This is a genomic window from Motiliproteus sediminis (genome assembly GCF_017912535.1).
Classification (GTDB): Bacteria; Pseudomonadota; Gammaproteobacteria; order Pseudomonadales; family Balneatricaceae; genus Motiliproteus; species Motiliproteus sediminis.
The window spans coordinates 147898-170403 of the sequence record NZ_JAERQK010000009.1; the positions used below are offsets into that span (position 1 = coordinate 147898).

The window sequence follows — 22506 nt, forward strand, 5'->3', positions numbered from 1 at the left end:
GCCCAGTACGGGGCTCGTAAGGCGAATTGGGTGCCCCGTTTTGTGCTGGCCTGTGGTATGATTGCGTGATTTTTTAAACGCGGTCGCGAGGGACAGCTTCGGGCCTTGGAACCACGATCACGTCTGCGGGATTAGCGCGGATTTGGAAGAAGGAAATCAGGGTTTTATGGGTGAGATAGCCAGAGAGATACACCCCGTTAACATCGAGGACGAACTGAAGCAGTCGTACCTTGATTATGCTATGAGCGTTATTGTTGGCCGGGCGCTGCCGGACGTACGTGACGGGCTCAAGCCGGTACACCGGCGGGTGCTTTTTGCCATGCACGAGCTGGGCAACGACTGGAACAAGTCCTACAAGAAATCGGCCCGTGTGGTGGGTGATGTCATCGGTAAATACCACCCCCATGGTGACTCTGCGGTTTATGACACCATCGTGCGGATGGCGCAGCCTTTTTCCATGCGCTACACCCTGGTCGATGGACAGGGTAACTTCGGTTCTATCGACGGCGATTCCGCCGCGGCAATGCGTTATACCGAGGTGCGGATGGCGAAGATCTCCCACGAGATCCTGTCTGACCTGGACAAAGAAACCGTCGACTACGTACCCAACTACGACGGTACCGAACAGATTCCTGAAGTGATGCCGACCCGCATCCCTAATCTGTTGGTCAACGGCTCCTCCGGTATCGCGGTTGGTATGGCGACCAATATCCCACCGCACAACCTGAGTGAAGTGGTCAAAGGCACCATCGCGCTGATCGATGATCCAGCGCTGGATGTTGATCAGCTGATGGAGTACATCCCGGGTCCGGACTTCCCCACTTCCGCCATTATCAACGGGCGTGCCGGCATTCTGCAGGCCTATCGCACCGGACGCGGGCGTATCTATTTGCGGGCGCGATATCACATCGAGACCGACAACAAGAACGGCAAGGAAACCATTGTTGTTACCGAGATCCCCTATCAGGTCAACAAGGCGCGCTTGATCGAAAAGATCGCCGAGCTGGTTAAGGAGAAGAAGGTCGAGGGCATTACCGAACTGCGTGACGAGTCTGACAAGGACGGCATGCGGATCGCCATCGAGTTGCGTCGTGGTGAGGTGGCCGAGGTGGTGATGAACAACCTCTATGCCCACACGCAATTGGAAAACGTATTTGGTATCAACGTGGTGGCGCTGGTTGATGGTCAGCCCAAGACGCTGAACCTGAAAGAGTTGCTCGAAGCTTTCATCCGCCATCGCCGCGAAGTCGTGACTCGCCGTACAATCTACCTGTTGCGCAAGGCGCGCGAGCGTGGCCATATCCTTGAAGGTTTAGCCGTCGCGCTGGCGAACATCGATCCGGTTATCGAGCTGATCAAATCCTGTAAAACCTCGGCCGAGGCGAAAGAAAAACTGGTCGAGGCGCGCTGGCTGCCGGGCAATGTTACCCAGATGCTGGAACGTGCCGGTGCTGACGCCTGTCGCCCGGATGATCTGGATCCCGGCTTTGGAATTCATGACGGTCATTATCACCTGTCACCGGCACAGGCACAGGCGATTCTGGATCTGAAACTGCACCGCCTGACCGGGCTGGAGCAGGAGAAGCTGATCGCCGAGTATAAAGAGCTGCTTGATCGCATCGCCGAACTGCTGGAGATCCTCGGCAGCACCGAGCGGTTGATGGAAGTAATTCGTGAAGAGTTGGAAGCGGTCGTCGCGGAGTTCGGCGACGAGCGCCGCACCGAAATCACCGCCTCGCGTCAGGATCTGACCGTTGCCGACCTGATCACCGAAGAGGATATGGTGGTGACCATCTCCCACGGTGGTTATGCCAAGACCCAGCCGCTGACCGCTTACCAGGCCCAGCGCCGCGGTGGTAAGGGTAAGTCCGCCACCGCAGTAAAAGATGAAGATTATATCGAGCACCTGCTGGTAGCGAGCACTCACGCCACCATTCTCTGTTTTACCAGCCGGGGCAAGGTTTACTGGCTGAAGGTCTATGAGATTCCACCGGCCAGCCGTGCGGCGCGCGGGCGGCCAATCGTAAATATTCTGCCGCTGGAAGAGAACGAGCGGATCACTACTATCCTGCCGGTGAACGAGTACGTTGACGACCATTACGTCTTCATGGCGACCGCTAACGGCACGGTCAAGAAAACACCGCTGATCAACTTCTCCCGGCCGCGCAGTTCCGGTCTGATTGCGTTGGCGCTGGATGAAGGCGACACCCTGATTGGCGCGGCGATTACCAATGGCGACAATGAAGTGATGCTGTTCAGTGACCAGGGCAAGGTGGTGCGCTTTAAAGAGGAGCTGGTGCGGCCGATGAGTCGCACCGCGCGGGGCATTCGCGGTATTCGCATTCCCAGTGATGCGCAGGTGATCTCGCTGATTATTCCTGCTGAGGGGGGGCGTATCCTCACTGCCAGCGTCAACGGCTACGGCAAGATGAGCCCGTTGAGCGAGTTCCCCACCAAGGGGCGGGGTGGTCAGGGTGTTATCGCCATGACCATCTCCGAGCGCAATGGCAATTTGGTCGGTGTTGAGCAGATGTTCCCGGGCGATGAGGTGATTCTGATCAGTGATCAGGGCACCTTGGTGCGCACCCGTACCGACGAGATTACCGTGCAGAGCCGGAATACCCAGGGGGTCACCCTGATCCGTGTCAACGCCGATGAAAAGCTGGTGGGTATCGCGCGGGTTGAAGAGCCTGAAGAGGTGGATTCTCTCGAGGGTGAAGCTATTGAGGGTGAGGTCGTCGCAACCGAAATTGACGCTGAGGTTGCTGATGCCGCCGACAGTGGTGACGAGTAAGCCGTTTCGGTGCGGGAGTCGGGGCGATGAGTAGCCAGGAAGAGCAGTTGGGCAAGCTGCGCCAGCAGATAGACCAGATTGATCAGCAGATCCTTGAACTGGTCAGCAAACGGGCCGTATGCGCCGCAGAAGTGGCTGAGGTCAAGCAGCAGAACCCCGGCAGCGATGCGGTGTTCTATCGCCCTGAGCGTGAAGCGCAGGTGCTGCGCAGCATTATGGCTAAAAACCCGGGGCCGCTGGGGGACGAAGAGGTGGCGCGGGTCTTTCGCCAGATTATGTCCTCCTGTCTGGCGCTGGAGCAGCCGATGCAGATCGCCTTTCTGGGGCCGGAGGGAACCTTCACCCAGGCCGCGGCGTTAAAGCACTTCGGGCATTCGGTGATCAGCAAACCGCTGCACTCTATTGATGAAGTGTTCCGCGAAGTCGAGTCCAGAAGTGCCCATTACGGGGTGGTGCCGATCGAGAACTCTACCGAGGGCATGGTTCACCACACACTGGATATGTTCCGCAACTCGCCGTTGAAAATTTGCGGTGAGGTTGAGCTGCGTGTCCATCAGCATCTGCTTGCGGCGGATGGTGTTGATCTGGAAAACCTGACCCGGATCTATTCTCACCAGCAATCCTTGGCCCAATGTCGTCGCTGGCTGGATGCTCGTTATCCCAACGTGGAGCGGGTGGCCGTCAGCAGCAATGCGGAAGCGGCGCGCCGGGCGGCCGACGAAAAAGCCGACAATGTCGCCGCGATCGCCGGCGATATGGCCGCGGAGCTGTATCAGCTTAACTGTGTGGTTGACAGTATCGAGGATCAGCCCGACAACACTACCCGCTTCCTGGTGATCGGCAACCAGTTGGTGGGGCCGAGCGGCAAGGATAAAACTTCGATGTTGATTTCGGCGCGCAACAAACCCGGAACCTTGTATCACTTGTTGGAGCCCTTCCATCGCCAGGGGATCAGTCTGACCCGGATTGAAACCCGGCCGTCGGGGATGGGTACCTGGGGTTACATCTTCTACATCGATTGCGAAGGCCATTATGGCGATGCACCGCTGCAGCGGGTGATGAAAGAGGTCGCTGACGAAGCGATGGAGCTAAAGTTGCTGGGGTCCTACCCCCAAGCTGTTCTTTGAGGATAGGAGTCGATCGTGTCCTGTGATTTTTTCAGTCTGGCCACCCCGGGTGTGCGCGGATTGCATCCCTATGTGCCGGGTAAGCCGGTGGAAGAGCTGGAACGTGAACTGGGCATCCGCAATATCGTCAAGCTCGCCAGCAACGAAAACCCGTTAGGCCCAAGCCCTGCAGTCGTTGAGGCAATTGCCGGCGCGGCGTCTGATAGCACCCGTTATCCTGACGGCAGTGGTTTTCGCCTCAAGCAGGTGATGTCGGAGCGCTTTGGCCTGGAGTCGGCGCAGATTACCCTGGGTAACGGGTCTAACGATGTGCTGGAGTTGATCGCCCGTGCGTTGGTAACGACGGCCGATGAGGTTATATTTTCGCAGCATGCCTTTGCGGTCTATCCCATTGTGACCCAGGCCGTCGGAGCCACGGCGGTGGTAACCCCGGCACGGGAATGGGGTCATGATCTTGAGGCCATGGCGGCGGCGATCAGCGCCAGAACCAAACTGGTCTTTATCGCCAATCCCAATAATCCCACCGGTACCTGGTTGTCACGCGAGGCGTTGGTGGCGTTTCTGGGTAAGGTCCCTGCCCATGTGGTAGTGGTGCTGGACGAGGCCTACACCGAGTACGTTGATAATGAAGCCTTCCCCAACGGCTTGTCGCTGCTGGCGGAATATCCCAACCTGATTGTGACACGGACTTTCTCCAAGGCTTACGGTCTGGCGGGCTTGCGTATCGGCTATGCGGCTTCCAACCCGCAGTTGGCCGATCTTTTGAACCGGGTGCGGCAGCCGTTTAACGCCAATTGTCTGGCCCTGGCTGCTGCGGAGGCGGTGCTTCAGGATGCGGGCTATCTTGCCCGCAGCGTCTCGGTCAACAGCGCCGGTATGACTCAGTTGGAAGCCGGCTTTGCCAGCCTCGGACTGAGCTGGATTCGATCGGTGGGTAATTTTATCGCTGTGGATGTCGGTCGTGAGGCGGGCCCTGTCTATCAGGCGCTGCTGCACGCCGGTGTAATTGTGCGTCCGGTGGGCAACTACGAGATGCCGCGGCACTTGCGCGTCAGTATCGGCCTTGAGGCGGAAAACGAAGCCTGTCTGGCGGCATTCAAGCAGGTGCTGGGCCGGTGACGCCAGCGCTACCCAAACTGCTGGTTGTCGGCCTGGGTTTGATCGGCGGCTCGTTTGCCAAAGGACTGCGCCAGCAGGGAGCAGCGCGCGTGATCGGCTTTGATGCCAACGCAACGGAGCTGCGTGAAGGGTTGCGCCTGGGTGTGATTGACGAGGCCGCCGACGATCTGTGCGCTGCTGTAAGTGCTGCCGATGTGGTAATGCTGGCCGTGCCGGTAAAAGTCATGGAGCGGGTGATGGCGCAGATCGCGCCGGTGCTGCGTCCTGAAACCGTGTTGACTGACGTCGGTAGTGTCAAAGGCAATATCATCGACGTGGCGCGCCGCGTGTTTGGTGAGGTGCCGGCAAATTTTGTCCCCGGGCATCCGATTGCCGGCTCTGAAAAGAGCGGTGTCTCCGCCGCCAAAGCGGATCTATTCGCGCATCATAAGGTGATTTTGACACCAATGGCGGGTACCGACCGCTTTGCGTTGAAGCTGGTCAGCGATCTCTGGCAGCGGTTGGGGGCGGATGTTCACCATATGGACGTCAAGCGCCACGACGAGGTACTTGCCGCCACCAGTCATCTTCCGCATCTGCTCGCTTTTTCGCTGGTGGATACTCTGTCGAACGACCATGAAAATCGCGACATTTTCCGCTACGCGGCGGGTGGCTTTCGCGATTTCACCCGCATTGCCGCCAGCGATCCGATGATGTGGCACGATATTTTTCTGGCCAATCGCGATGCCACCCTCAAGGTGCTGGATGAGTTCAGTGCCGGTGTTGAGCGTCTGCGCGCGGCGATCGACGCAGGTGATGGCCATCAGCTGTTGGGTATATTCACCCGCGCGAAGTCGGCGCGCGACCATTTTTCCAAGATTCTTTCCGGAACCGCTTATTCCATGCCTATGAACAGTTCAAATGTACGTTTCCGGGTGCAGCCCGGTGGTCAGATTAACGGCACCCTGCGGGTGCCCGGTGACAAGTCCATCTCCCACCGCTCGATTATGTTGGGCGCGTTGGCGGAAGGGGTGACCGATGTTGAGGGTTTCCTTGAGGGAGAGGATAGTCTGGCAACATTGCAGGCCTTTCGTGACATGGGGGTGGTGATCGAGGGCCCCTACCAGGGCAAGGTGCGAATCCATGGCGTGGGTATGCACGGTCTTAAGCCTTCTGCCGGGCCTCTTTACGTTGGCAACTCCGGAACAGCGATGCGTTTGTTTGCCGGCTTGCTGGCAGGGCAGGCGTTTGACAGTGAACTCACCGGTGATGAATCGCTCAGTCAGCGTCCAATGGAGCGCGTGGCCAAGCCGCTGCGCAGCATGGGCGCACAGGTGGAAACCGGTGCTAACGGTTGCCCGCCGATTCGGATCCGCGGTGGCAGTTCGCTCAAGGGGATCGACTATGATATGCCGATGGCGAGCGCCCAGGTAAAGTCCTGCGTACTGTTGGCAGGGCTCTACAGTGAGGGCGAAACCCGCGTGACTGAACCTGCGCCCACCCGCGATCACACTGAACGGATGCTGCAGGGGTTTGGCTATCCGGTTAGTCGGGCTGGCGCGTCGGCCAGCGTCGTTGGCGGGGGCAAGCTCAGTGCCTGCCATATCGATGTGCCGGCCGATATCTCCTCAGCCACCTTTTTTATGGTGGCTGCATCCATTGCCCCGGGATCTGAGGTGATTCTTGAGCACGTGGGTATCAATCCCACCCGCATCGGGGTGATCAATATTCTGTGCGCCATGGGCGGGGATCTGACGCTGCTCAACGAGCGCGAAGTCGGTGGTGAGCCGGTGGCGGATATTCGCGTGCGTTCGGCTGCGCTGAAAGGGATCGACATTCCCGAAGATCAGGTGCCGCTGGCGATCGATGAGTTTCCGGCGATCTTTATAGCCGCCGCCTGTGCCGAGGGGACGACGGTGCTTCGTGGTGCCGAAGAGCTGCGAGTTAAAGAAAGCGATCGCATCCAGGCGATGGTGGACGGTTTGCTGGCGCTGGGGGTTGAGGTTGAAGGGACTCCGGACGGTGCCATTATTAAGGGTGGGCCGATACAGGGCGGGAAAGTGGATAGCCTGGGAGATCATCGCATCGCCATGTCCTTTGCCATTGCCGGGCTGCGGGCCCGCGGTGTGATCGAGATTGATGATTGCGCCAACGTGGCGACCTCCTTCCCTAATTTTATCGAGCTGGCGTGTGCCGCCGGCTTATCCCTGGATGCAGAGGGCTGAGCGATGACCGAGCAGGTGTCGGTGATTACCGTTGATGGTCCCAGTGGTTCGGGCAAGGGCACTGTGTGCAAGCGGTTGGCGGCAACGCTCGGCTGGCATCTGCTGGACAGTGGCGCGCTGTACCGGGTGCTGGGGATTGCCGCTGCTCGTCACCAGGTGGCGCTCGATGACGAACCGGCGCTGGTCGCTCTGGCGGCCGGGTTGGATGTTCAGTTCATCGCCGATCCCGCCGACGAGGTGGTTCGGGTGGTGCTTGAGGGCGATGATGTCTCCGGCGCACTGCGCACGGAGGAAGCCGGCAGCGCCGCTTCGGTAGTGGCCGCGATCGAGTCGGTGCGGGCGGCTCTGCTCCAGCGTCAGCGTGACTTTGCCTTGGCGCCGGGGCTGGTGGCGGACGGTCGCGATATGGGTACTGTAGTGTTCCCCGCGGCACCACTGAAGATCTACCTGACCGCGAGCGCGGAGGAGCGCGCCCGGCGTCGGTATAACCAGTTGATAGGCAAGGGGGGCGGTGCTAGTCTTCAGAGCGTGCTGGATGATATCAAAGCACGGGATGACCGCGATATGAACCGCCCTGTTGCGCCGTTGAAACCGGCGGACGACGCTGTAGTTCTGGATACCACTGAACTCGGCATCGAGGATGTGCTGGGCCGGATCAGCGAGTTGGTCAAAGGGCGCCTGGCACCGTAACGCAGGTGTCCGTCTGAACTCATTGATTCAGCCTTAGGCTGAGCGCAGACGAATCTGGTAAAGGATTATGGGCGAGAGCTTTGCGGAGCTGTTTGAAGAGAGCCTGAAACAGCTGAACCTGTCCTCGGGAGCCGTGATAGTCGCGACTGTCGAAACGATTGGCAGTGACATGGTGACTGTCAATGCCGGCCTCAAATCTGAGGCCGCCATCCCCCTCAAGGAGTTTATCAACGACCAGGGTGAGCTTGAGGTCGCCGAAGGTGATCAGGTTGACGTGGTGGTCGTGAATCTGGAAGACGGTTTTGGCAACACCACCTTGTCACGCCTTAAAGCACGCCAGGCTGAGGCCTGGACCCGCTTGGAGCGTGCCCATGAGCAAGGGGATACGGTTAACGGTGTCATTACCGGCAAGGTGAGAGGGGGCTTTACCGTAGAGCTCGACTCCATCCGTGCATTCCTGCCTGGTTCCCAGGTTGATCTTCGGCCACTGCGCGACGCCTCTCACTTGGAAGGCCCGCCGCTGGAGTTCAAGGTGCTCAAGCTCGATAGCCGGCGTAACAATGTGGTCGTCTCCCGCCGTGCGGTGTTGGAGGAGGCCCACAGTGCCGAGCGAGAGGCGTTGCTCGGCGAACTTTCCGAGGGCGCGGTGTTGAGCGGCGTCGTTAAAAACCTGACCGATTACGGTGCCTTTGTCGACCTTGGTGGCATCGACGGCTTGCTTCATATCACCGATCTGGCTTGGCGGCGGGTACGTCATCCCAGTGAGTTATTGAGTGTGGGTGACGAGATTCGGGTCAAAGTGCTTAAGTATGATCAGGATAAGCAGCGTGTATCGCTAGGGATGAAGCAGCTCGAAGACGATCCCTGGAGTGGCCTCAAGGCGCGCTACCCGCGTCAGACAAAACTGCAGGCGACGGTCACCAATATCACGGATTATGGCTGTTTCGCCGAGATCGAGCCCGGCATTGAAGGACTGGTTCACGTGTCGGAAATGGACTGGACCAACCGTAATGTACACCCTTCCAAGGTGGTTCAGCTCGGTCAGGAGATCGAGGTGATGGTGTTGGATATCGACGCCGATCGTCGTCGAATTTCGCTGGGTATGAAACAGTGCCAGAGCAATCCCTGGGAGCTGTTTGCGTCGACCCACAAAAAAGGTGACCGCGTACGGGGTACCATCAAGACGATCACCGATTTTGGTGTGTTTGTCGGTCTGGATGGGGGGATTGATGGCTTGGTGCACTTGTCCGACCTCTCTTGGGAGCAGTCGGGCGAAGAGGTGGCGCGTAACTATCATAAGGGAGACGAGGTCGAAGCGCTGATTTTACAGGTCGATACCGAGCGCGAGCGGATATCTCTGGGTATCAAACAGTTGGACGATGATCCGTTCAGTAGTTACGCTGCTGGTCACGACAGGGGTGAGATGGTTAGCGGGCGCGTGGTTGAAGTCGACATGCGCGTCGCTCTGCTTGAACTGGCAGAAGGGGTGACCGCGGTGCTTAAACTGTCGGAGTTCGCTGAGGCGGCCGATGATCTGCGCACTGCGATAAAAGTGGGTGATATGCTGGAAGCGTCTATACTCAGCGTGGATCGCAAGAAAAGGCAAATAGTGATATCTACCAAGGCGTTGGAGTCGGCCCGTCATAAGGAAGCGATGCAGGCAGTGCGTGAAAATCAGGACGCGGCTCACTCGCCGACCACTATCGGGGATCTCATCAAGGCGCAACTGGAAAAGAAAAACTAACACGAAGCCCGGTGGCGCAAGACGGTCTCCCCGCGGGGAATAGGCGACGGGTGGCGAAAGCAATAGATTAGGGGTTATCTATGACGAAGTCCGAGCTGATTGAGCGACTGGTAAGTCGACACGAGCACCTGTCGGTGAAAGATGTGGAGTTGGCTGTAAAGACGATTCTGGACCATATGACTGAATCGCTGTCTTCCGGGGAGCGTATTGAGATTCGCGGGTTTGGCAGTTTTTCGCTGCATTTCCGCGCTCCGCGTGTCGGCCGCAACCCTAAAACCGGAGAATCGGTTAAACTGGAGTCCAAGTATGTTCCCCACTTTAAGCCCGGAAAGGAGCTAAGGGAGCAGGTCAACGATAGTCTTAAGCGCTAACGTTTAATTTTCGAGGTCATTTGTGCGTCTCATCAAGGGCATTCTGGTATTAGTCGGGCTTGTGGTGTTGCTGCTGGCGGGTGTTTTGCTGACCGTCAATAACCAGCAGCAAATAGCGGTCGATCTGGTGTTTTTTCAGCTGCCTGAAGCCAGTATTGCGCGCTGGCTAATGTTAAGTTTTGTAGGTGGAGCGTTGCTCAGTTTCGTTTTGGGCGTAGTGGCTATATTGGCATTGCGTACCCAGCTACGGAACGCGCGCCGCAAAATCCGTAATTCCGAACGGGAACTCGATAAGCTCAGAACTGCTCATCTCAATCAGACCAGTTGATTATGGGTGACTATCTCATGCTGGTGCCGTTGGTAGCTGCCCTCGGTATCGGTTGGTTGCTCGGCCGGGTTGAACGTAAAAAGTCCCGCCAGGAAAAGCTGCAGCAGCATTTCAGCAAAGCCTACTTTAACGGCCTGTCCCAGCTTATTAATAACGATGCGGATAAGGCTGTCGATAGTTTCATCGAAGCGTTGCGCCTGGACTCCGAAACAGTACCGCTGCGCCTGGCGCTGGGTACTCTGTTTCGACAGCGCGGTGAGATTCAGCGCGCAACACAGATTCATCAGGAAATTCTGGCCTATCCGCAGCTGACTGCTGATGAGTCGGTCCAGGTTCAGTTAGCGCTTGCTGAAGATTACCTGGCAGCTGGCTGGTTTGATCGAGCGGAAAATCTGCTCCTCGGTATTGCCGAGCACAAGGGGAGGCAGCGCCGTCAGCGGGCGTTGAGGTTGCTGATTACCCTGTATGAGCAGGAAAAAGAGTGGCAGAAAGCTCTCGACTGGGCGCCTGAGCTGGATCGTGGCGAACAGGATCTGGGGCCGTCTTTAGCCCACTACTGCTGCGAGTTGGCGCAGGTTGCCATCAAGGCCGCCGATGATAAAGCGGTGCGCGGATACCTCAAGCTGGCGCTTGATTATGACTCGGCTTGTGTCAGGGCATCGTTGTTGCTGGCCGAGTGGGAGATGGCGCAGGAGCGTTGGAAGCACGCGATAAAGATACTGCGACGGATAGAGCAGCAAGCGCCGGCGTTTGTGTCTGAAGCCATACCGCTGCTGGTGCATTGCCATCGACAGCTAAATCTCGAGGATGAACTCTATGTGCTGCTCGAATCGAGCATGGCGGCTGCTCCGTCTACAACCACGCTGCTGGCGTTGGCTGACCTGATAGCGCAGCGTCGGGGCGACTACCAGGCGGCGAGTTACATCACTGATCAGCTAAAGCGACGGCCAACGGTACGAGGATTCAATCGGCTGATTGATTTTCATCTGCTTCATGCAGAAGGGGATGCACATGAGAGCCTGGCGGTCTTGCGTGGGCTGTCAGGGCAGTTGATGCAAGTTAAACCCAATTATCAGTGCGGTCAGTGTGGTTTCTCCGGTAAACGGCTGCATTGGCTGTGTCCCGGGTGCCGAAGCTGGGGTACAGTGGCGCCTATTCAGGGGCTTGAAGGTGAATAGAGGGAGTGTGAACAGTTGATGTCTGATGAGTTAAACCCGGGGCCAAAGATCGTGGTTGCTTTGGATTATCCCGAGCAGGCGGGCGCGTTGGCAATGGCGGCGCTACTGGATCCCAAGCGCTGCCGGGTCAAGGTGGGGAAGGAGCTGTTCACCCGCTCCGGGCCGGCCGTGGTAGAGGCGTTACAAGCGCAAGGGTTCGACGTTTTCCTTGATCTTAAATTTCACGATATACCCAATACCACCGCCCAGGCTGTTCGCGCTGCGGCTGAGATGGGCGTGTGGATGGTGAACGTCCACGCGAGCGGCGGCAGCCGCATGATGTCGGCGGCGCGCGATATACTTGATGGCGTTCCCGGCCGCAGGCCGTTACTGATCGGCGTGACGGTGCTCACCAGTATGGGGAGTGATGACCTGAGTGAGCTCGGGGTGGACGCTTCTCCCCAGCAGCGGGTGCTGCAGTTGGCTGACCTGACGCAGAAGTCGGGGCTGGACGGTGTGGTCTGTTCGGCGCAGGAGGCGGCGCTCCTTAAGCAGCGTTTTGGTGCTGACTTCAAATTGGTGACACCGGGAATACGGCCACATGAGGCCGCGGTGGGAGATCAGAAGCGAATTATGACACCGGCAGAGGCCGTCGCTGCCGGCAGCGATTACCTTGTGATCGGGCGACCCATTACCCAAGCGGCTGATCCTGCTGCCGCAGTTGAGCAAATCTGCGCAGAACTTGAATAACTGGTCTACTATCTCCTTGGTCTGTTTTTGACTAAGCAGACAATAATCGAAAGGAGATGATTATGACTAAGTATGGAGTACGTAGTGCGCTGTTAGCTTTGTTGTTGGGGTGGTCTGCGGCGTTATTTGCCGTTGAGCCGGTTGATGTCAATACTGCGTCAGCGGTGGAGCTGGCTGAACGGTTGCAAGGGATTGGAGCGAGCAAGGCCGCTGCCATTGTCGCTTATCGTGAACAGCACGGTCCTTTTGCCTCGGTTGAGGAGCTGGTCGCTGTCAAAGGTATCGGAGACGCTCTGCTGGCGCGTAACCGCGACCGACTGAGGGTCGCGCAAGCGACACCTACCCAGTAAGCAGCAGTTGCGGCATACAAAGGGCGTGGTCTTGTATGCCGCTCATGATTTCGCCAGCTTTTCCAACCTGTCCTTGGCGGCCAGATAGCGCGGTGTCAAACCGACATCTTCATACACCGGTTCCCCTTCTTCGACGCGAATAACGTTAGTACCCGCCACGTAGGGCATACGGGTTTCGACCTCCTGAAGTGCGCTGGCCAGTAGGTTGGCGATGACCTCTTCCAGCGGCAGGTGGTACACCTCGGCCAGGGCTTTAACCCGGACAATATCGCTGCAGGCTATGGGGACCGGGAACTCTTCTTTGTCATGATGTTCGATAACATGGCGCTGCCAATCTTGCAGCATTAGTCCAATCGGGGTGTCGGGCATGGCTCCTTCCTCGTGCACAAAGTCGATTGAGTTCGCGTTTAGTTTAGTCATTACCTAGGTTATTAGGTGAGATAAGACCTTTTAACAAGGTCGGCGCGGCCTTATAATTGGCCCCTTTTTGCAATCTCAAACTTTTGGGGAATATACATGGCAATTGAACGTACCCTTTCAATCATCAAGCCTGACGCCGTTGCTAAGAACGTGATCGGTAAAATTTACAGCCGTTTCGAAACTAACGGTCTAAAGATCGTCGAAGCGAAGATGCTGACTCTGTCTCGCGAGCTGGCTGAGGGCTTCTACGCTGAGCACAAAGGGCGCCCCTTCTTTGAAGATCTGGTTAAGTTCATGACCTCAGGTCCGGTCATGGTTCAGGTTCTGGAAGGCGAAAATGCGATCGCCAAGAACCGTGAACTGATGGGCGCGACTAATCCGAAAGAAGCGGCCGAAGGCACTATTCGTGCCGATTTTGCCGAGTCAATTGATGCCAATGCCGTTCACGGCTCTGACGCGCCGGCCTCCGCTGCGCGCGAAGTCGCGTACTTCTTCGGCGGCTAAGGCTGTCAGGCATACGGCTGGGCCGTATGCCGCCTTTCTTCCTGTAACGCAACCGAGACCTTGTCTGATGTCTTCCAGTAGCGAAAAGATCAATCTGTTAGGGATGCCCCTGTCAAAGCTGGAAGCTTTTTTCGAGAGTATTGGCGAAAAGAAATTTCGTGCGGTCCAAGTGTTGAAGTGGATTCACCAGGGCGGTGCAGAAAGCTTTGACGAGATGACTAATATCAGCAAGGCGTTGCGCGTCAAACTCGATGAAATTGCTGAGATTCGCACGCCGGAAGTGGTTTTTCAGAGCGAGTCTAGCGATGGTACCCGGAAATGGGTTATCCGGGTGGGTGGCAACAACTCCGTTGAGATGGTGCTGATTCCCGAGGGGGAGCGTAAAACGCTGTGTGTGTCGTCGCAGGTGGGCTGTTCCTTGAACTGCAGTTTTTGTTCAACCGGGAAGCAGGGCTTTAACCGCAATCTGACTGCTGCCGAGATTATCGGGCAGGTGCGTATTGCGATCAAATCCTACGGTCCGATCGAGCTTAATTCCAAGCAGCGCCGGGTTACCAACGTGGTGCTTATGGGTATGGGTGAGCCGCTGATGAACTTTGAGCCAGTGGTCGATGCCATGACGCTGATGATGGAAGATAACGCCTATGGCTTATCCAAGCGTCGGGTCACCTTGAGTACCGCCGGGCTGGTTCCTGCCATCGACGAGCTTGGTGAACGCACGGACGTATCCCTGGCGTTGTCGCTGCATGCGCCTAATGATTCGCTGCGCGACGAACTGGTGCCCCTCAATAAGCGTTATCCCATTCAAGAGGTGATTGGCGCGGCCAAACGTTACCTGGCGCGTTGTAATGACAAGCGGGTGGCGACCATTGAATATACCCTGATAGACGGCGTGAACGATCAGCCCGAGCATGCACGCGAGTTGGTACGCGTGCTGCGCGATCTGCCGTGTAAGTTGAATTTGATTCCGTTCAATCCCTTTCCCAACTCAGGTTACCGTCGTTCCAAGCGTGCGGCGATTGATCGCTTCAAAGAGATCACCACTCATGGCGGCCTGATTACGACCGTACGCAGCACGCGTGGTGATGATATCGATGCGGCGTGCGGCCAGTTGGTTGGTCAGGTTGACGATAGAACAAGACGTAGTCAAAAATATATCCCCGTTAATCAAGGGGCTTCGTCCTCGTAATTCGATCAAGGAGTGACCTCAGGGTGCTGCGAATTGTTCTGCTTTTTACTGTTGTCGCGCTGGCCGGTTGTGCCACGACTGAGGTTGATTCTCGATACACCACCAAGGCGGTTGCTGAGCGTGTCGAGGCTTGGAATAACGTGGCCCGTTGTTATATCCAGAATGGCAGCTATGAACAGGCCAAGCGCCCGCTGCAGAGGGCGCTCGAAATTAACCCGCAATCGGGCGAATCCCTGGCGTTGATGGCGTTCGTGTTCCAGCGCCAGCAGGAGTCGGATATTGCCGACCAGTATTACCGACAGGCGCTGGAAAGTGAACCGGACAACGCCACGGTGAACAATAACTACGGCATTTTTCTGATGCTGCAGCAGCGCTTCGATGAGGCCTGCGGTTACCTGGCCTTGGCTGCGGCGGAGCCTCTCTATGCGCAGCGCTCGCAGTCGCTGGAGAATCTGGCTTCCTGCTATCGCGCAGCGGGTGATGCGAAGCGCTCCGAAGCAACCTATCGCCAGGTGCTGGGCCTTAACCCCAACTCGGCAGTGGCTCTGATTGAGTTGGCGGACCTGGCATATGTGCGGGGAGATACGGCCGAGTCCTGGGAGCTGTTTAACCGGCACGGTAGTCTGGTGCGCAACCGTGTTGCTGAGCATACGGCCAAGAGTCTTTGGCTGGGCGTCCGTTTGGCGCGAGCCAGTGAGGATCCCTCTATGGCAGCAACCTATGCGCTCTTGCTCAAGAGCAGCTATCCAGATTCTGCCGAGTATCGCCAGTATAAGGAGTCACGCTAGTGTCCGAATCCCCTCTTGACGAGCAGGGCGCGGAGGGCATCTCTGCGACGGCTGCCATTGGCGAAACATTGCGTCAGGCGCGCGAACAGCTAAGTCTAAGCATTGATCAGGTCAGCACCCAGCTGAATATCACCAGCCGGTATATTGTTGCACTGGAAACGGACCAGCTGGAGCGTCTGCCGGGCGGGGCCTTTGTTCGTGGCTATCTGCGCAGCTATGCCCGCTTGCTGGGAGTGGATGGTGACGCACTGGTGCAACAGTACAATCAGAGTTTGGGGGAGGGGCCCGAACGTAGCGTAACCACGATCACCAAAGTCCGCCCGCAAGCAACTATGGCAGATCCTCTGGTTCGCACTGTGGCGGTGATTTTGCTGTTGGCTCTGGTAGGATTCAGCCTTTGGTGGTGGCAGGCGCAAACCGAACCGTCACCAGCGGTGGTAGTGCCTCCGTCGGCAGTGCCGCAGCTGTCAAGCGAACCGGAAGCCGCATCGCCGGAGGTTGCGCCCGCTGTTTCGGCGGCGTCCTTTGCTGATGGTGATACGGATACGGCTGCTCCTCTCAGCGTGGACGCTGAAGAGAGCGAACCCACCTATCTCACTGATGAAGAGACTGCCCGGCTGGCCGCAGAGATGGCGGCGAACGCTTCATCGGCGCAGGATGAGTCAACCGAGCCGGCGGCCGCTGAGGCGCTAGTCGCCAGCGAGGAAACTACTGCAGAGGTGGAGCTCAGCCTCGAATTTGTTGATGAGTGCTGGGTGACGGTTAAGAGTCAATCCGGGCGCACCTTGGTTGCTCGAATCTTCAATGCGGGCGACCGGTTGTCGCTCAGCTTGTCGGAGCCCGCTGAACTGCTGGTTGGTCGCGTTAGCGCCGTCAATGAGGCTCGGTTCGCGGGTGAGAACTTGGCGCTAGATGAAGCTGCACGCCAGAATGTGGCCCGCATAACTCTGCGCATTCCCTGATTGAACGACAGAATTGAGACCCTAGTTGTGGCAAAGATCCAAGCCATTCGTGGCATGAACGATATTTTGCCAGATCAGTCGCCGCTATGGCGCTATCTGGAATCCACTGTGGAGCGTGTGTTGGGCCAGTATGCCTATAGCGAAATACGCCTGCCGGTGGTTGAAAAAACCGAACTCTTTAAACGCTCCATCGGCGAAGTGACAGATATCGTCGAGAAGGAGATGTATACCTTCAATGACCGCAACGAGGAAAGTTTGACTCTTCGTCCTGAAGGCACCGCCGGTTGCGTGCGGGCGGCCGAAGAGCACGGCCTGCTTTACAATCAGGTGCAGCGGCTCTGGTATCGTGGTCCCATGTTTCGGTATGAGAAGCCGCAAAAAGGTCGTTACCGCCAGTTTCATCAGATTGGAGTCGAAGCTTACGGTATGGGTGGTGCCGATATCGATGCCGAGGTGATCATGGTATCGGCGCGTCTCTGGCAGCAGCTGGGCCTGGCTAATGCGGTAACGCTGCAATTGAACTCATTGGGAAGCAATGAGGCGCGATCTCTCTATAAGTCGGCACTGGTCGACTACCTGAGTGGCTATCGCGACCAGTTGGACGAAGACTCCCAACGCCGCCTGTCGAGCAACCCGTTGCGGATCCTTGACTCCAAGGATGAACGAACCCGACTGATTCTTGCCGAAGCACCGGTTTTGACCGATTACCTTGACGACGAATCGCGCGAGCATTTTGCAACGCTCTGCGGTCACCTTGACCGGGCCGGGATAGCATATGAGGTTAACCCTCGCTTGGTGCGAGGGCTCGACTACTACTGTAAGACAGTGTTTGAGTGGGTGACCGACGAGCTTGGCGCGCAAGGAACTGTCTGTGCCGGAGGGCGTTATGATGGTCTGGTCAACCAGCTTGGTGGCCGGCCAACGCCTGCAGTGGGGTTCGCCATGGGTGTGGAGCGGTTGATTTTGCTGCTTGAGGCGCTCGAGTGTTTCCCCGCGTCTCTGCGTGTGCCGCTAGATCTCTTTCTGGCAGCAGAGCACAAAGGATTGCAGGCCGATGTGGTGGCTCTGGCCGAACAGCTGCGTAACGCCTTGCCGCAACTGCGGGTAATGATCCATTGCAGCGGCTTGAAGAACATCAACAACAAGGCGCGCCAGACCGGGGCGCCACTGATTGTGCTGCTGAAACAGGATCCGGAGCAGGTGTTGGCGACCTTGTGGCGAGGAGAGGAGCGGAGCGAGCCGATGCCGGCTGCCGCCCTGATAGAAGCGTTACAAGCCACGGAGACGGCGTGCCGCTCCTGATCTTATTTTCGATTTAAAGAGGAATGCCGTAGTGGCAGATTTGCGTACCGAAGAAGAACAGATTGAAGCGATTAAGAACTGGTGGAAAGAGAATGGCCGTTCCACCGTGCTGGGGGTTGCTTTAGCCGCAGTGGCGGTGTTTGGCTGGCGCACTTACCAGGACTTCGAGCAGCAGAAGGCTGAGACGGCTTCGGCAATCTATCAGAACCTGACTGGTGCGATTCAGCTCCAGCCTGGCGAGGAGTTGCCGCAAGAGCGGCGTGCAACTGCAGAACATCTGGCCGGTCAGCTCAAAAGTGATTTTTCCGCTAGTGCTTATGCCCAGTTTGCGGCGCTCTGGTTGGCAAAATCTGCGGTAGAGGCAGGTGAACTCGACCGTGCCCGTCAGGAGCTTGAGTGGGTGTTGGCGCAGCAGCCGGAGCCCGAGGTACAGCAGGTTGCCAGTCAGCGGCTGGCTCGCGTGCTGGCCGCCAGCGAACAGTATCCGCAGGCGCTGGCGGCACTGGGCGACGCACCTCGGCAGGGCTTTGAAGCGACCTTCTATGAAATTAAAGGCGATATCTTGCTTCATCAGGGAGATATCGATGGTGCTCGTCGTGCCTATCGGCAAGGGATTGATCTTGCCGGCGAAGAGCCGCGCCCCATACTGACCATGAAGCTGGATGACCTGGCTGTTGCAGAGGAAAGTTAAGATGCGCAGTCGTGCCGTATTAGCGGTCCTGCTGAGCCTGTTGGTAATGCTCGGGGGCTGCAGTGCTGTTTCTGACGGTGAAGAGGTCGAGCCGGCGGCACTGGTCAGTTTTGACGAAGAGTTCGATGTTCAGGAGTTATGGTCGAGCCAGCTCGCTGGCGGGCTGGGCGACAAGTATCAACAATATCGGCCGGCGTTCTTGGGCAATCGAATTTATAGCATCAGCGCGGATGGCCGTCTGGCAGCGGCCGATGTTGAACGCGGTACGCGCTTGTGGCGGGTGGACATTGATACAGCCATAGCCGGGGGCGTGGCTGCCGGTGACGGAAAGCTGGCAGTAACCAGTTACGATGGCCGCTTGCTGGTATTCAGTGCTTTGGATGGTGCAGCGCAATGGCAGACTCCGTTGAGCAGTGAGGCCGTTGCTCCGGCTGCCATTGGTGGCGGCTTGGTGCTGGTGCAGACCATCGACGGACGTTTGGTCGCCTTCAATGCTGAAACCGGCGAACGGCAGTGGAGCTACACGGCTCAGAAACCTTCATTGACCTTGCGCGGCACCAGTCGGCCGCTGATTCTTGGTGACCTGGTATACGCAGGCTTTGCCAACGGCAAGGTGGTTTCGCTGCGACTTGCCTCCGGTGAGATGGTCTGGGAATCACGTGTAACGGTGCCGACTGGCCAAACAGAGCTTGAGCGTATGGTCGATATCGACGGCGATCTGGTCGCCGGTAACGGTGTGCTCTATGCAACGACCTACCAAGGGCGTGTTGCGACCATCGCTATGCGTGACGGCCGTGTGCTATGGGGGCGTGAGTTATCAAGCTACCGCGGCGTGGCTGAGAGTGATGAGCAGCTTTTTGCGGTTGATGCCGAAGGCCGGGTACTGGGTTACGACAAGGTGAGCAGTACCGAGCTTTGGCTGCAAGAGGGACTTTACTTCCGCCAGCCAACCGCGCCCGTCTATTATAAAGGCGCAGTAGTACTGGCGGATTTTGAAGGTTACCTGCACTTCTTGTCACCGCAGGATGGACGCTTTATCGCTCGTGAAAGGGTTGACTCTGCCGGTGTGGCTGCGCCGTTAGCGGTGCGGGACGGTGTGCTTTATGTGCTCGGCAACAGTGGACGAGTCACCGCCCTGACCATCGACGGTTAACAGGGTTTGAATTGAGAGAAAGCGGGTGCCAGCAACTGGCACCCCTTTTTCGTTTTTGTGCTTTTTTGTGCTTTAACCAAATCGGATAGCAACATGGTACCTGTGATCGCCCTGGTGGGGCGGCCCAATGTGGGGAAGTCCACACTGTTTAATCGTCTGACCCGCTCCCGCGATGCGCTGGTGGCGGATTACCCCGGGCTTACCCGTGATCGAAAATATGGTCAAGGCAAGCTCGATGAGCGTGACTTTATTGTTATCGATACCGGTGGCATCTCCGGGGATGAATCGGGGATCGATTCGGTGATGGCGGAGCAGTCGCTGTTGGCGATCGATGAGGCCGACGCGGTAGTGTTTTTGGTAGATGGTCGCAGCGGGTTGAATCCTGCGGACGAGATGATTGCGCAACATCTGCGCCGTACCGACAAACCTTACTTTCTGGCAGTGAACAAAACTGACGGCCTTGACCCTGATGTAGCGATGGCGGATTTCTACGCTATGGGTCTGGCGGCGCCGGTCCCGATCGCCGCAGCCCATGGTCGTGGAGTACGGTCGCTACTGGAGGAGGTGCTGGAGCGGTTTGATAGCGACGCGCCTGAAGAAGGTTGTATTGAAGACGACGAAGAACGCGGCATTCGTATGGCGGTGATCGGGCGCCCGAACGTGGGTAAATCGACACTGGTTAATCGTATGTTGGGTGAGGATCGGGTGGTTGTTTTTGACCAGGCAGGTACCACGCGGGACAGTATCTACATTCCCTATACCCGCAACGACAAATCGTACACGCTGATTGATACCGCCGGTGTTCGGCGGCGCAAAAACATCAAGGATGCGGTAGAAAAATTCTCCATCGTCAAAACCCTGCAGGCGATTAAAGACGCCAATGTGGTTATCGTGGTGATGGACGCGCGTGAGGGCTTGACCGAACAAGATCTGCATATGCTCGGTTTTGCCCTCGATGATGGTCGAGCCATTGTGATCGCGGTCAACAAGTGGGACGGATTGTCCCCGGACGAGAAGCAGCGAATCAAAGATCAGCTTGACCGGCGGCTGGTTTTTGCCCATTTTGCCAACATCCACTTTATCTCCGCGTTACATGGCAGCGGTGTGGGTGACCTGTATAAGTCGGTCGAGCAGGCCTACGCTTCGGCAACTGGCAAGTGGAGCACCAACCGTTTGACCAAGTTGCTCGAAGACGTAATCGCCGATCATCAGCCGCCGCTGGTGAACGGGCGTCGGATCAAGTTGCGTTACGCGCATCAGGGTGGCTCAAATCCGCCGCTGTTTATCGTTCACGGCAACCAGACCGACAAGCTGCCGGAGTCCTACCGCCGTTATCTGCAGAATAGGTTCACTGACATTCTCAAGATCAAGGGTACACCGGTGCGTTTTGACTTCCGCTCCGGCGACAACCCTTTCGAGGGTAAGAAAAACGAGCTCAGCAAGCGCCAGATCGCCAAGAAAGCGCGTCTGAAGCGCTTCAGCCAAAGCGGCAAGAGTGGAAAACGGTAGCTGTGAGCAACCAGGTTCAGGCGGACGCTCGGCGTCCGATCGGTGTTTTTGATTCCGGTGTTGGCGGACTCACGGTTCTGGATGCTATCCATCGGGCGTTGCCGGGCGAAGACCTCGTCTATCTCGGCGATACCGCGCGGGTGCCTTACGGCACCAAAAGCCCGGAGTCGGTCGCACGCTATGCGCGCCAGGCGGCTTTGGCTTTGGTGCAGCGTAACGTCAAGGCGTTGGTGATCGCATGTAACACCGCTTCGGCAGTGGCTGTAGAGCTGCTGCGCGACAGCTATCCGACCATGCCGATTTTGGGTGTGGTCGAGCCCGGAGCCAAAGCCAGTTGTGAAGCGTCAACCAGCGGGCATATTGGTATTATTGCCACTGAGAGCACTATAGCGGGCGGCGCCTACCAGGCAGCGGTCAGGCGGTTGCGGCCGAGTGCGGTAGTTCATGCTCAGGCGTGCTCGTTGTTTGTGGCGCTGGCGGAAGAGGGCTGGACCGAAGGTGAATTGCTTGAGCGGGTGCTGGAGCGCTATCTCGGGTCATTGCAGCAAAGCGATGCGCCGGGGATTGATACGTTGGTGTTGGGTTGCACTCATTTTCCGGTACTGAAAAATGCCATCGCCAACGTGCTCGGTAGTCAGGTGAGACTGGTTGATTCGGCGGAAACTACCGCCGCGGCGTTGACGGAGCTGCTGACTGATTCCGGAGAATTGCATCCGGAGCCAGATCGTCAGGGCGAGATCCGCTATCTGGTCACCGATGGAACGGCTCGATTTGCCCGCGTTGCCGGCACTTTCTTCAGCCGCCCGGTGCGGGCCGAGGAGGTCGAGCTGATCGATATTCCTCAGCTCCAAAAATAATTTCATATTTATTTCATCAGGGCCGTTGACAGGGTTTGGCGAGGCTGTAGAATGCGCCCCCACGTTGCCGCTGACGAAGCGGGAGCGGCACAGGAAAACAGGTGATTTTGAAGTTAAAAATTATCGGTTTTCGCGGTTGACTCCGCATCGGGCAGCGCTATAATGTGCGCCCTGCTTGAGACGAAAGGCATCTCGCTCAGGCACGCTCTTTAACAAATCGACCATGCAATTCGTGTGGGCGTTTGCCGGGATGAAGCAGTAAAGCATTATCAAGGTAAACGACTCGTGAATTCATTTAACTACAACGTTTACGTTTAGTTAGGTTTTTTACAGTAGTTACTTTGAGTCAGATTTGATGGTTTTCGGACTATCACAAAATTTGAACTGAAGAGTTTGATCATGGCTCAGATTGAACGCTGGCGGCAGGCCTAACACATGCAAGTCGAGCGGTAACAGGACTAGCTTGCTAGTTGCTGACGAGCGGCGGACGGGTGAGT

General features: G+C 57.3%; 21 protein-coding genes and 1 rRNA gene. 21 read left to right on the plus strand and 1 reads right to left on the minus strand.

Features of this window, described 5'->3' with window-relative positions:
- Positions 1 to 166: 166 nt before the first annotated feature.
- From gyrA to JJQ76_RS14860, 11 genes are all read left to right on the plus strand, one after another.
- Positions 167 to 2794, plus strand: coding sequence for a DNA gyrase subunit A (gene gyrA, locus JJQ76_RS14810; protein WP_210397655.1), 2628 nt, complete (start codon positions 167 to 169; stop codon positions 2792 to 2794).
- A gap of 26 nt (positions 2795 to 2820) precedes the next feature.
- Complete coding sequence (pheA, locus tag JJQ76_RS14815) at positions 2821 to 3921, plus strand: prephenate dehydratase (protein ID WP_210397656.1); 1101 nt, start codon at positions 2821 to 2823, stop codon at positions 3919 to 3921.
- Between the two features lie 15 nt (positions 3922 to 3936).
- On the plus strand, positions 3937 to 5040 hold the full coding sequence (gene hisC / locus JJQ76_RS14820; protein WP_210397657.1) for a histidinol-phosphate transaminase: 1104 nt from the start codon (positions 3937 to 3939) through the stop codon (positions 5038 to 5040).
- On the plus strand, positions 5037 to 7244 hold the full coding sequence (locus JJQ76_RS14825) for a bifunctional prephenate dehydrogenase/3-phosphoshikimate 1-carboxyvinyltransferase (protein ID WP_210397658.1): 2208 nt from the start codon (positions 5037 to 5039) through the stop codon (positions 7242 to 7244). Before hisC ends, JJQ76_RS14825 begins: the two co-directional genes overlap by 4 nt.
- A gap of 3 nt (positions 7245 to 7247) precedes the next feature.
- Positions 7248 to 7934: a (d)CMP kinase gene (gene cmk / locus JJQ76_RS14830; RefSeq protein ID WP_210397659.1), complete on the plus strand. Its 687-nt coding sequence runs from the start codon at positions 7248 to 7250 to the stop codon at positions 7932 to 7934.
- A 67-nt stretch (positions 7935 to 8001) separates the two neighbouring features.
- Entirely contained in the window at positions 8002 to 9678 is a 1677-nt protein-coding gene (rpsA, locus tag JJQ76_RS14835; protein WP_210397660.1) for a 30S ribosomal protein S1, read from the plus strand.
- 80 nt (positions 9679 to 9758) lie between these two features.
- Positions 9759 to 10049: an integration host factor subunit beta gene (locus tag JJQ76_RS14840; protein ID WP_210397661.1), complete on the plus strand. Its 291-nt coding sequence runs from the start codon at positions 9759 to 9761 to the stop codon at positions 10047 to 10049.
- A gap of 22 nt (positions 10050 to 10071) precedes the next feature.
- On the plus strand, positions 10072 to 10377 hold the full coding sequence (locus JJQ76_RS14845; protein WP_210397662.1) for a LapA family protein: 306 nt from the start codon (positions 10072 to 10074) through the stop codon (positions 10375 to 10377).
- Between the two features lie 2 nt (positions 10378 to 10379).
- Positions 10380 to 11555 carry a lipopolysaccharide assembly protein LapB gene (lapB, locus tag JJQ76_RS14850; protein ID WP_210397663.1) on the plus strand — a complete coding sequence of 392 codons (1176 nt, stop codon included), beginning with the start codon at positions 10380 to 10382 and terminating at the stop codon, positions 11553 to 11555.
- An 18-nt stretch (positions 11556 to 11573) separates the two neighbouring features.
- A complete protein-coding gene (gene pyrF / locus JJQ76_RS14855; protein ID WP_210397664.1) occupies positions 11574 to 12284 on the plus strand; it encodes an orotidine-5'-phosphate decarboxylase in 711 nt (236 codons plus the stop codon).
- A 62-nt stretch (positions 12285 to 12346) separates the two neighbouring features.
- Positions 12347 to 12634 (plus strand): ComEA family DNA-binding protein, encoded by a 288-nt coding sequence (locus JJQ76_RS14860; protein ID WP_210397665.1) that lies wholly within the window; start codon positions 12347 to 12349, stop codon positions 12632 to 12634.
- A gap of 42 nt (positions 12635 to 12676) precedes the next feature.
- Here JJQ76_RS14860 and JJQ76_RS14865 read toward each other — a convergent pair whose 3' ends face one another.
- Positions 12677 to 13003, minus strand: a complete 327-nt coding sequence (locus tag JJQ76_RS14865; protein ID WP_246480885.1) for a hypothetical protein — start codon at positions 13001 to 13003, stop codon at positions 12677 to 12679.
- 147 nt (positions 13004 to 13150) lie between these two features.
- On the opposite strand from JJQ76_RS14865, the gene ndk reads away from it, so the two are divergent.
- From ndk to JJQ76_RS14915, 10 genes are all read left to right on the plus strand, one after another.
- Positions 13151 to 13558 carry a nucleoside-diphosphate kinase gene (gene ndk / locus JJQ76_RS14870; RefSeq protein WP_210397666.1) on the plus strand — a complete coding sequence of 136 codons (408 nt, stop codon included), beginning with the start codon at positions 13151 to 13153 and terminating at the stop codon, positions 13556 to 13558.
- Between the two features lie 67 nt (positions 13559 to 13625).
- The gene (gene rlmN, locus JJQ76_RS14875) at positions 13626 to 14747 is read left to right on the plus strand and encodes a dual-specificity RNA methyltransferase RlmN (RefSeq protein ID WP_210397667.1); all 1122 of its coding nucleotides are present in this window, start codon (positions 13626 to 13628) and stop codon (positions 14745 to 14747) included.
- Between the two features lie 23 nt (positions 14748 to 14770).
- Entirely contained in the window at positions 14771 to 15535 is a 765-nt protein-coding gene (pilW, locus tag JJQ76_RS14880) for a type IV pilus biogenesis/stability protein PilW (protein WP_210397668.1), read from the plus strand.
- Positions 15535 to 16497, plus strand: coding sequence for a RodZ domain-containing protein (locus JJQ76_RS18275; RefSeq protein ID WP_210397669.1), 963 nt, complete (start codon positions 15535 to 15537; stop codon positions 16495 to 16497). Before pilW ends, JJQ76_RS18275 begins: the two co-directional genes overlap by 1 nt.
- A gap of 54 nt (positions 16498 to 16551) precedes the next feature.
- Positions 16552 to 17799: a histidine--tRNA ligase gene (gene hisS, locus JJQ76_RS14890; RefSeq protein WP_246480937.1), complete on the plus strand. Its 1248-nt coding sequence runs from the start codon at positions 16552 to 16554 to the stop codon at positions 17797 to 17799.
- A gap of 31 nt (positions 17800 to 17830) precedes the next feature.
- Positions 17831 to 18490: a YfgM family protein gene (locus tag JJQ76_RS14895; RefSeq protein WP_343232544.1), complete on the plus strand. Its 660-nt coding sequence runs from the start codon at positions 17831 to 17833 to the stop codon at positions 18488 to 18490.
- A gap of 1 nt (position 18491) precedes the next feature.
- A complete protein-coding gene (bamB, locus tag JJQ76_RS14900; protein ID WP_210397671.1) occupies positions 18492 to 19643 on the plus strand; it encodes an outer membrane protein assembly factor BamB in 1152 nt (383 codons plus the stop codon).
- Between the two features lie 93 nt (positions 19644 to 19736).
- A complete protein-coding gene (der, locus tag JJQ76_RS14905) occupies positions 19737 to 21152 on the plus strand; it encodes a ribosome biogenesis GTPase Der (protein ID WP_210397672.1) in 1416 nt (471 codons plus the stop codon).
- A 2-nt stretch (positions 21153 to 21154) separates the two neighbouring features.
- A complete protein-coding gene (gene murI, locus JJQ76_RS14910; protein ID WP_210397673.1) occupies positions 21155 to 22009 on the plus strand; it encodes a glutamate racemase in 855 nt (284 codons plus the stop codon).
- A 381-nt stretch (positions 22010 to 22390) separates the two neighbouring features.
- Positions 22391 to 22506, plus strand: a 16S ribosomal RNA gene (locus JJQ76_RS14915); the annotation flags it as partial.

Excerpts from the sequence above, each read along its gene's own strand:
- pheA (WP_210397656.1), top strand. The coding sequence starts at position 2,821 with ATGAGTAGCCAGGAAGAGCAGTTGGGCAAGCTGCGCCAGCAGATAGAC.
- JJQ76_RS14840 (WP_210397661.1), top strand. The coding sequence starts at position 9,759 with ATGACGAAGTCCGAGCTGATTGAGCGACTGGTAAGTCGACACGAGCAC.
- der (WP_210397672.1), top strand. The coding sequence starts at position 19,737 with ATGGTACCTGTGATCGCCCTGGTGGGGCGGCCCAATGTGGGGAAGTCC.
- hisS (WP_246480937.1), top strand. The coding sequence starts at position 16,552 with ATGAACGATATTTTGCCAGATCAGTCGCCGCTATGGCGCTATCTGGAA.
- JJQ76_RS14865 (WP_246480885.1), bottom strand. The coding sequence starts at position 13,003 with ATGCCCGACACCCCGATTGGACTAATGCTGCAAGATTGGCAGCGCCAT.
- ndk (WP_210397666.1), top strand. The coding sequence starts at position 13,151 with ATGGCAATTGAACGTACCCTTTCAATCATCAAGCCTGACGCCGTTGCT.
- bamB (WP_210397671.1), top strand. The coding sequence starts at position 18,492 with ATGCGCAGTCGTGCCGTATTAGCGGTCCTGCTGAGCCTGTTGGTAATG.
- gyrA (WP_210397655.1), top strand. The coding sequence starts at position 167 with ATGGGTGAGATAGCCAGAGAGATACACCCCGTTAACATCGAGGACGAA.
- rpsA (WP_210397660.1), top strand. The coding sequence starts at position 8,002 with ATGGGCGAGAGCTTTGCGGAGCTGTTTGAAGAGAGCCTGAAACAGCTG.
- rlmN (WP_210397667.1), top strand. The coding sequence starts at position 13,626 with ATGTCTTCCAGTAGCGAAAAGATCAATCTGTTAGGGATGCCCCTGTCA.
- lapB (WP_210397663.1), top strand. The coding sequence starts at position 10,380 with ATGGGTGACTATCTCATGCTGGTGCCGTTGGTAGCTGCCCTCGGTATC.
- JJQ76_RS14860 (WP_210397665.1), top strand. The coding sequence starts at position 12,347 with ATGACTAAGTATGGAGTACGTAGTGCGCTGTTAGCTTTGTTGTTGGGG.
- pyrF (WP_210397664.1), top strand. The coding sequence starts at position 11,574 with ATGTCTGATGAGTTAAACCCGGGGCCAAAGATCGTGGTTGCTTTGGAT.
- cmk (WP_210397659.1), top strand. The coding sequence starts at position 7,248 with ATGACCGAGCAGGTGTCGGTGATTACCGTTGATGGTCCCAGTGGTTCG.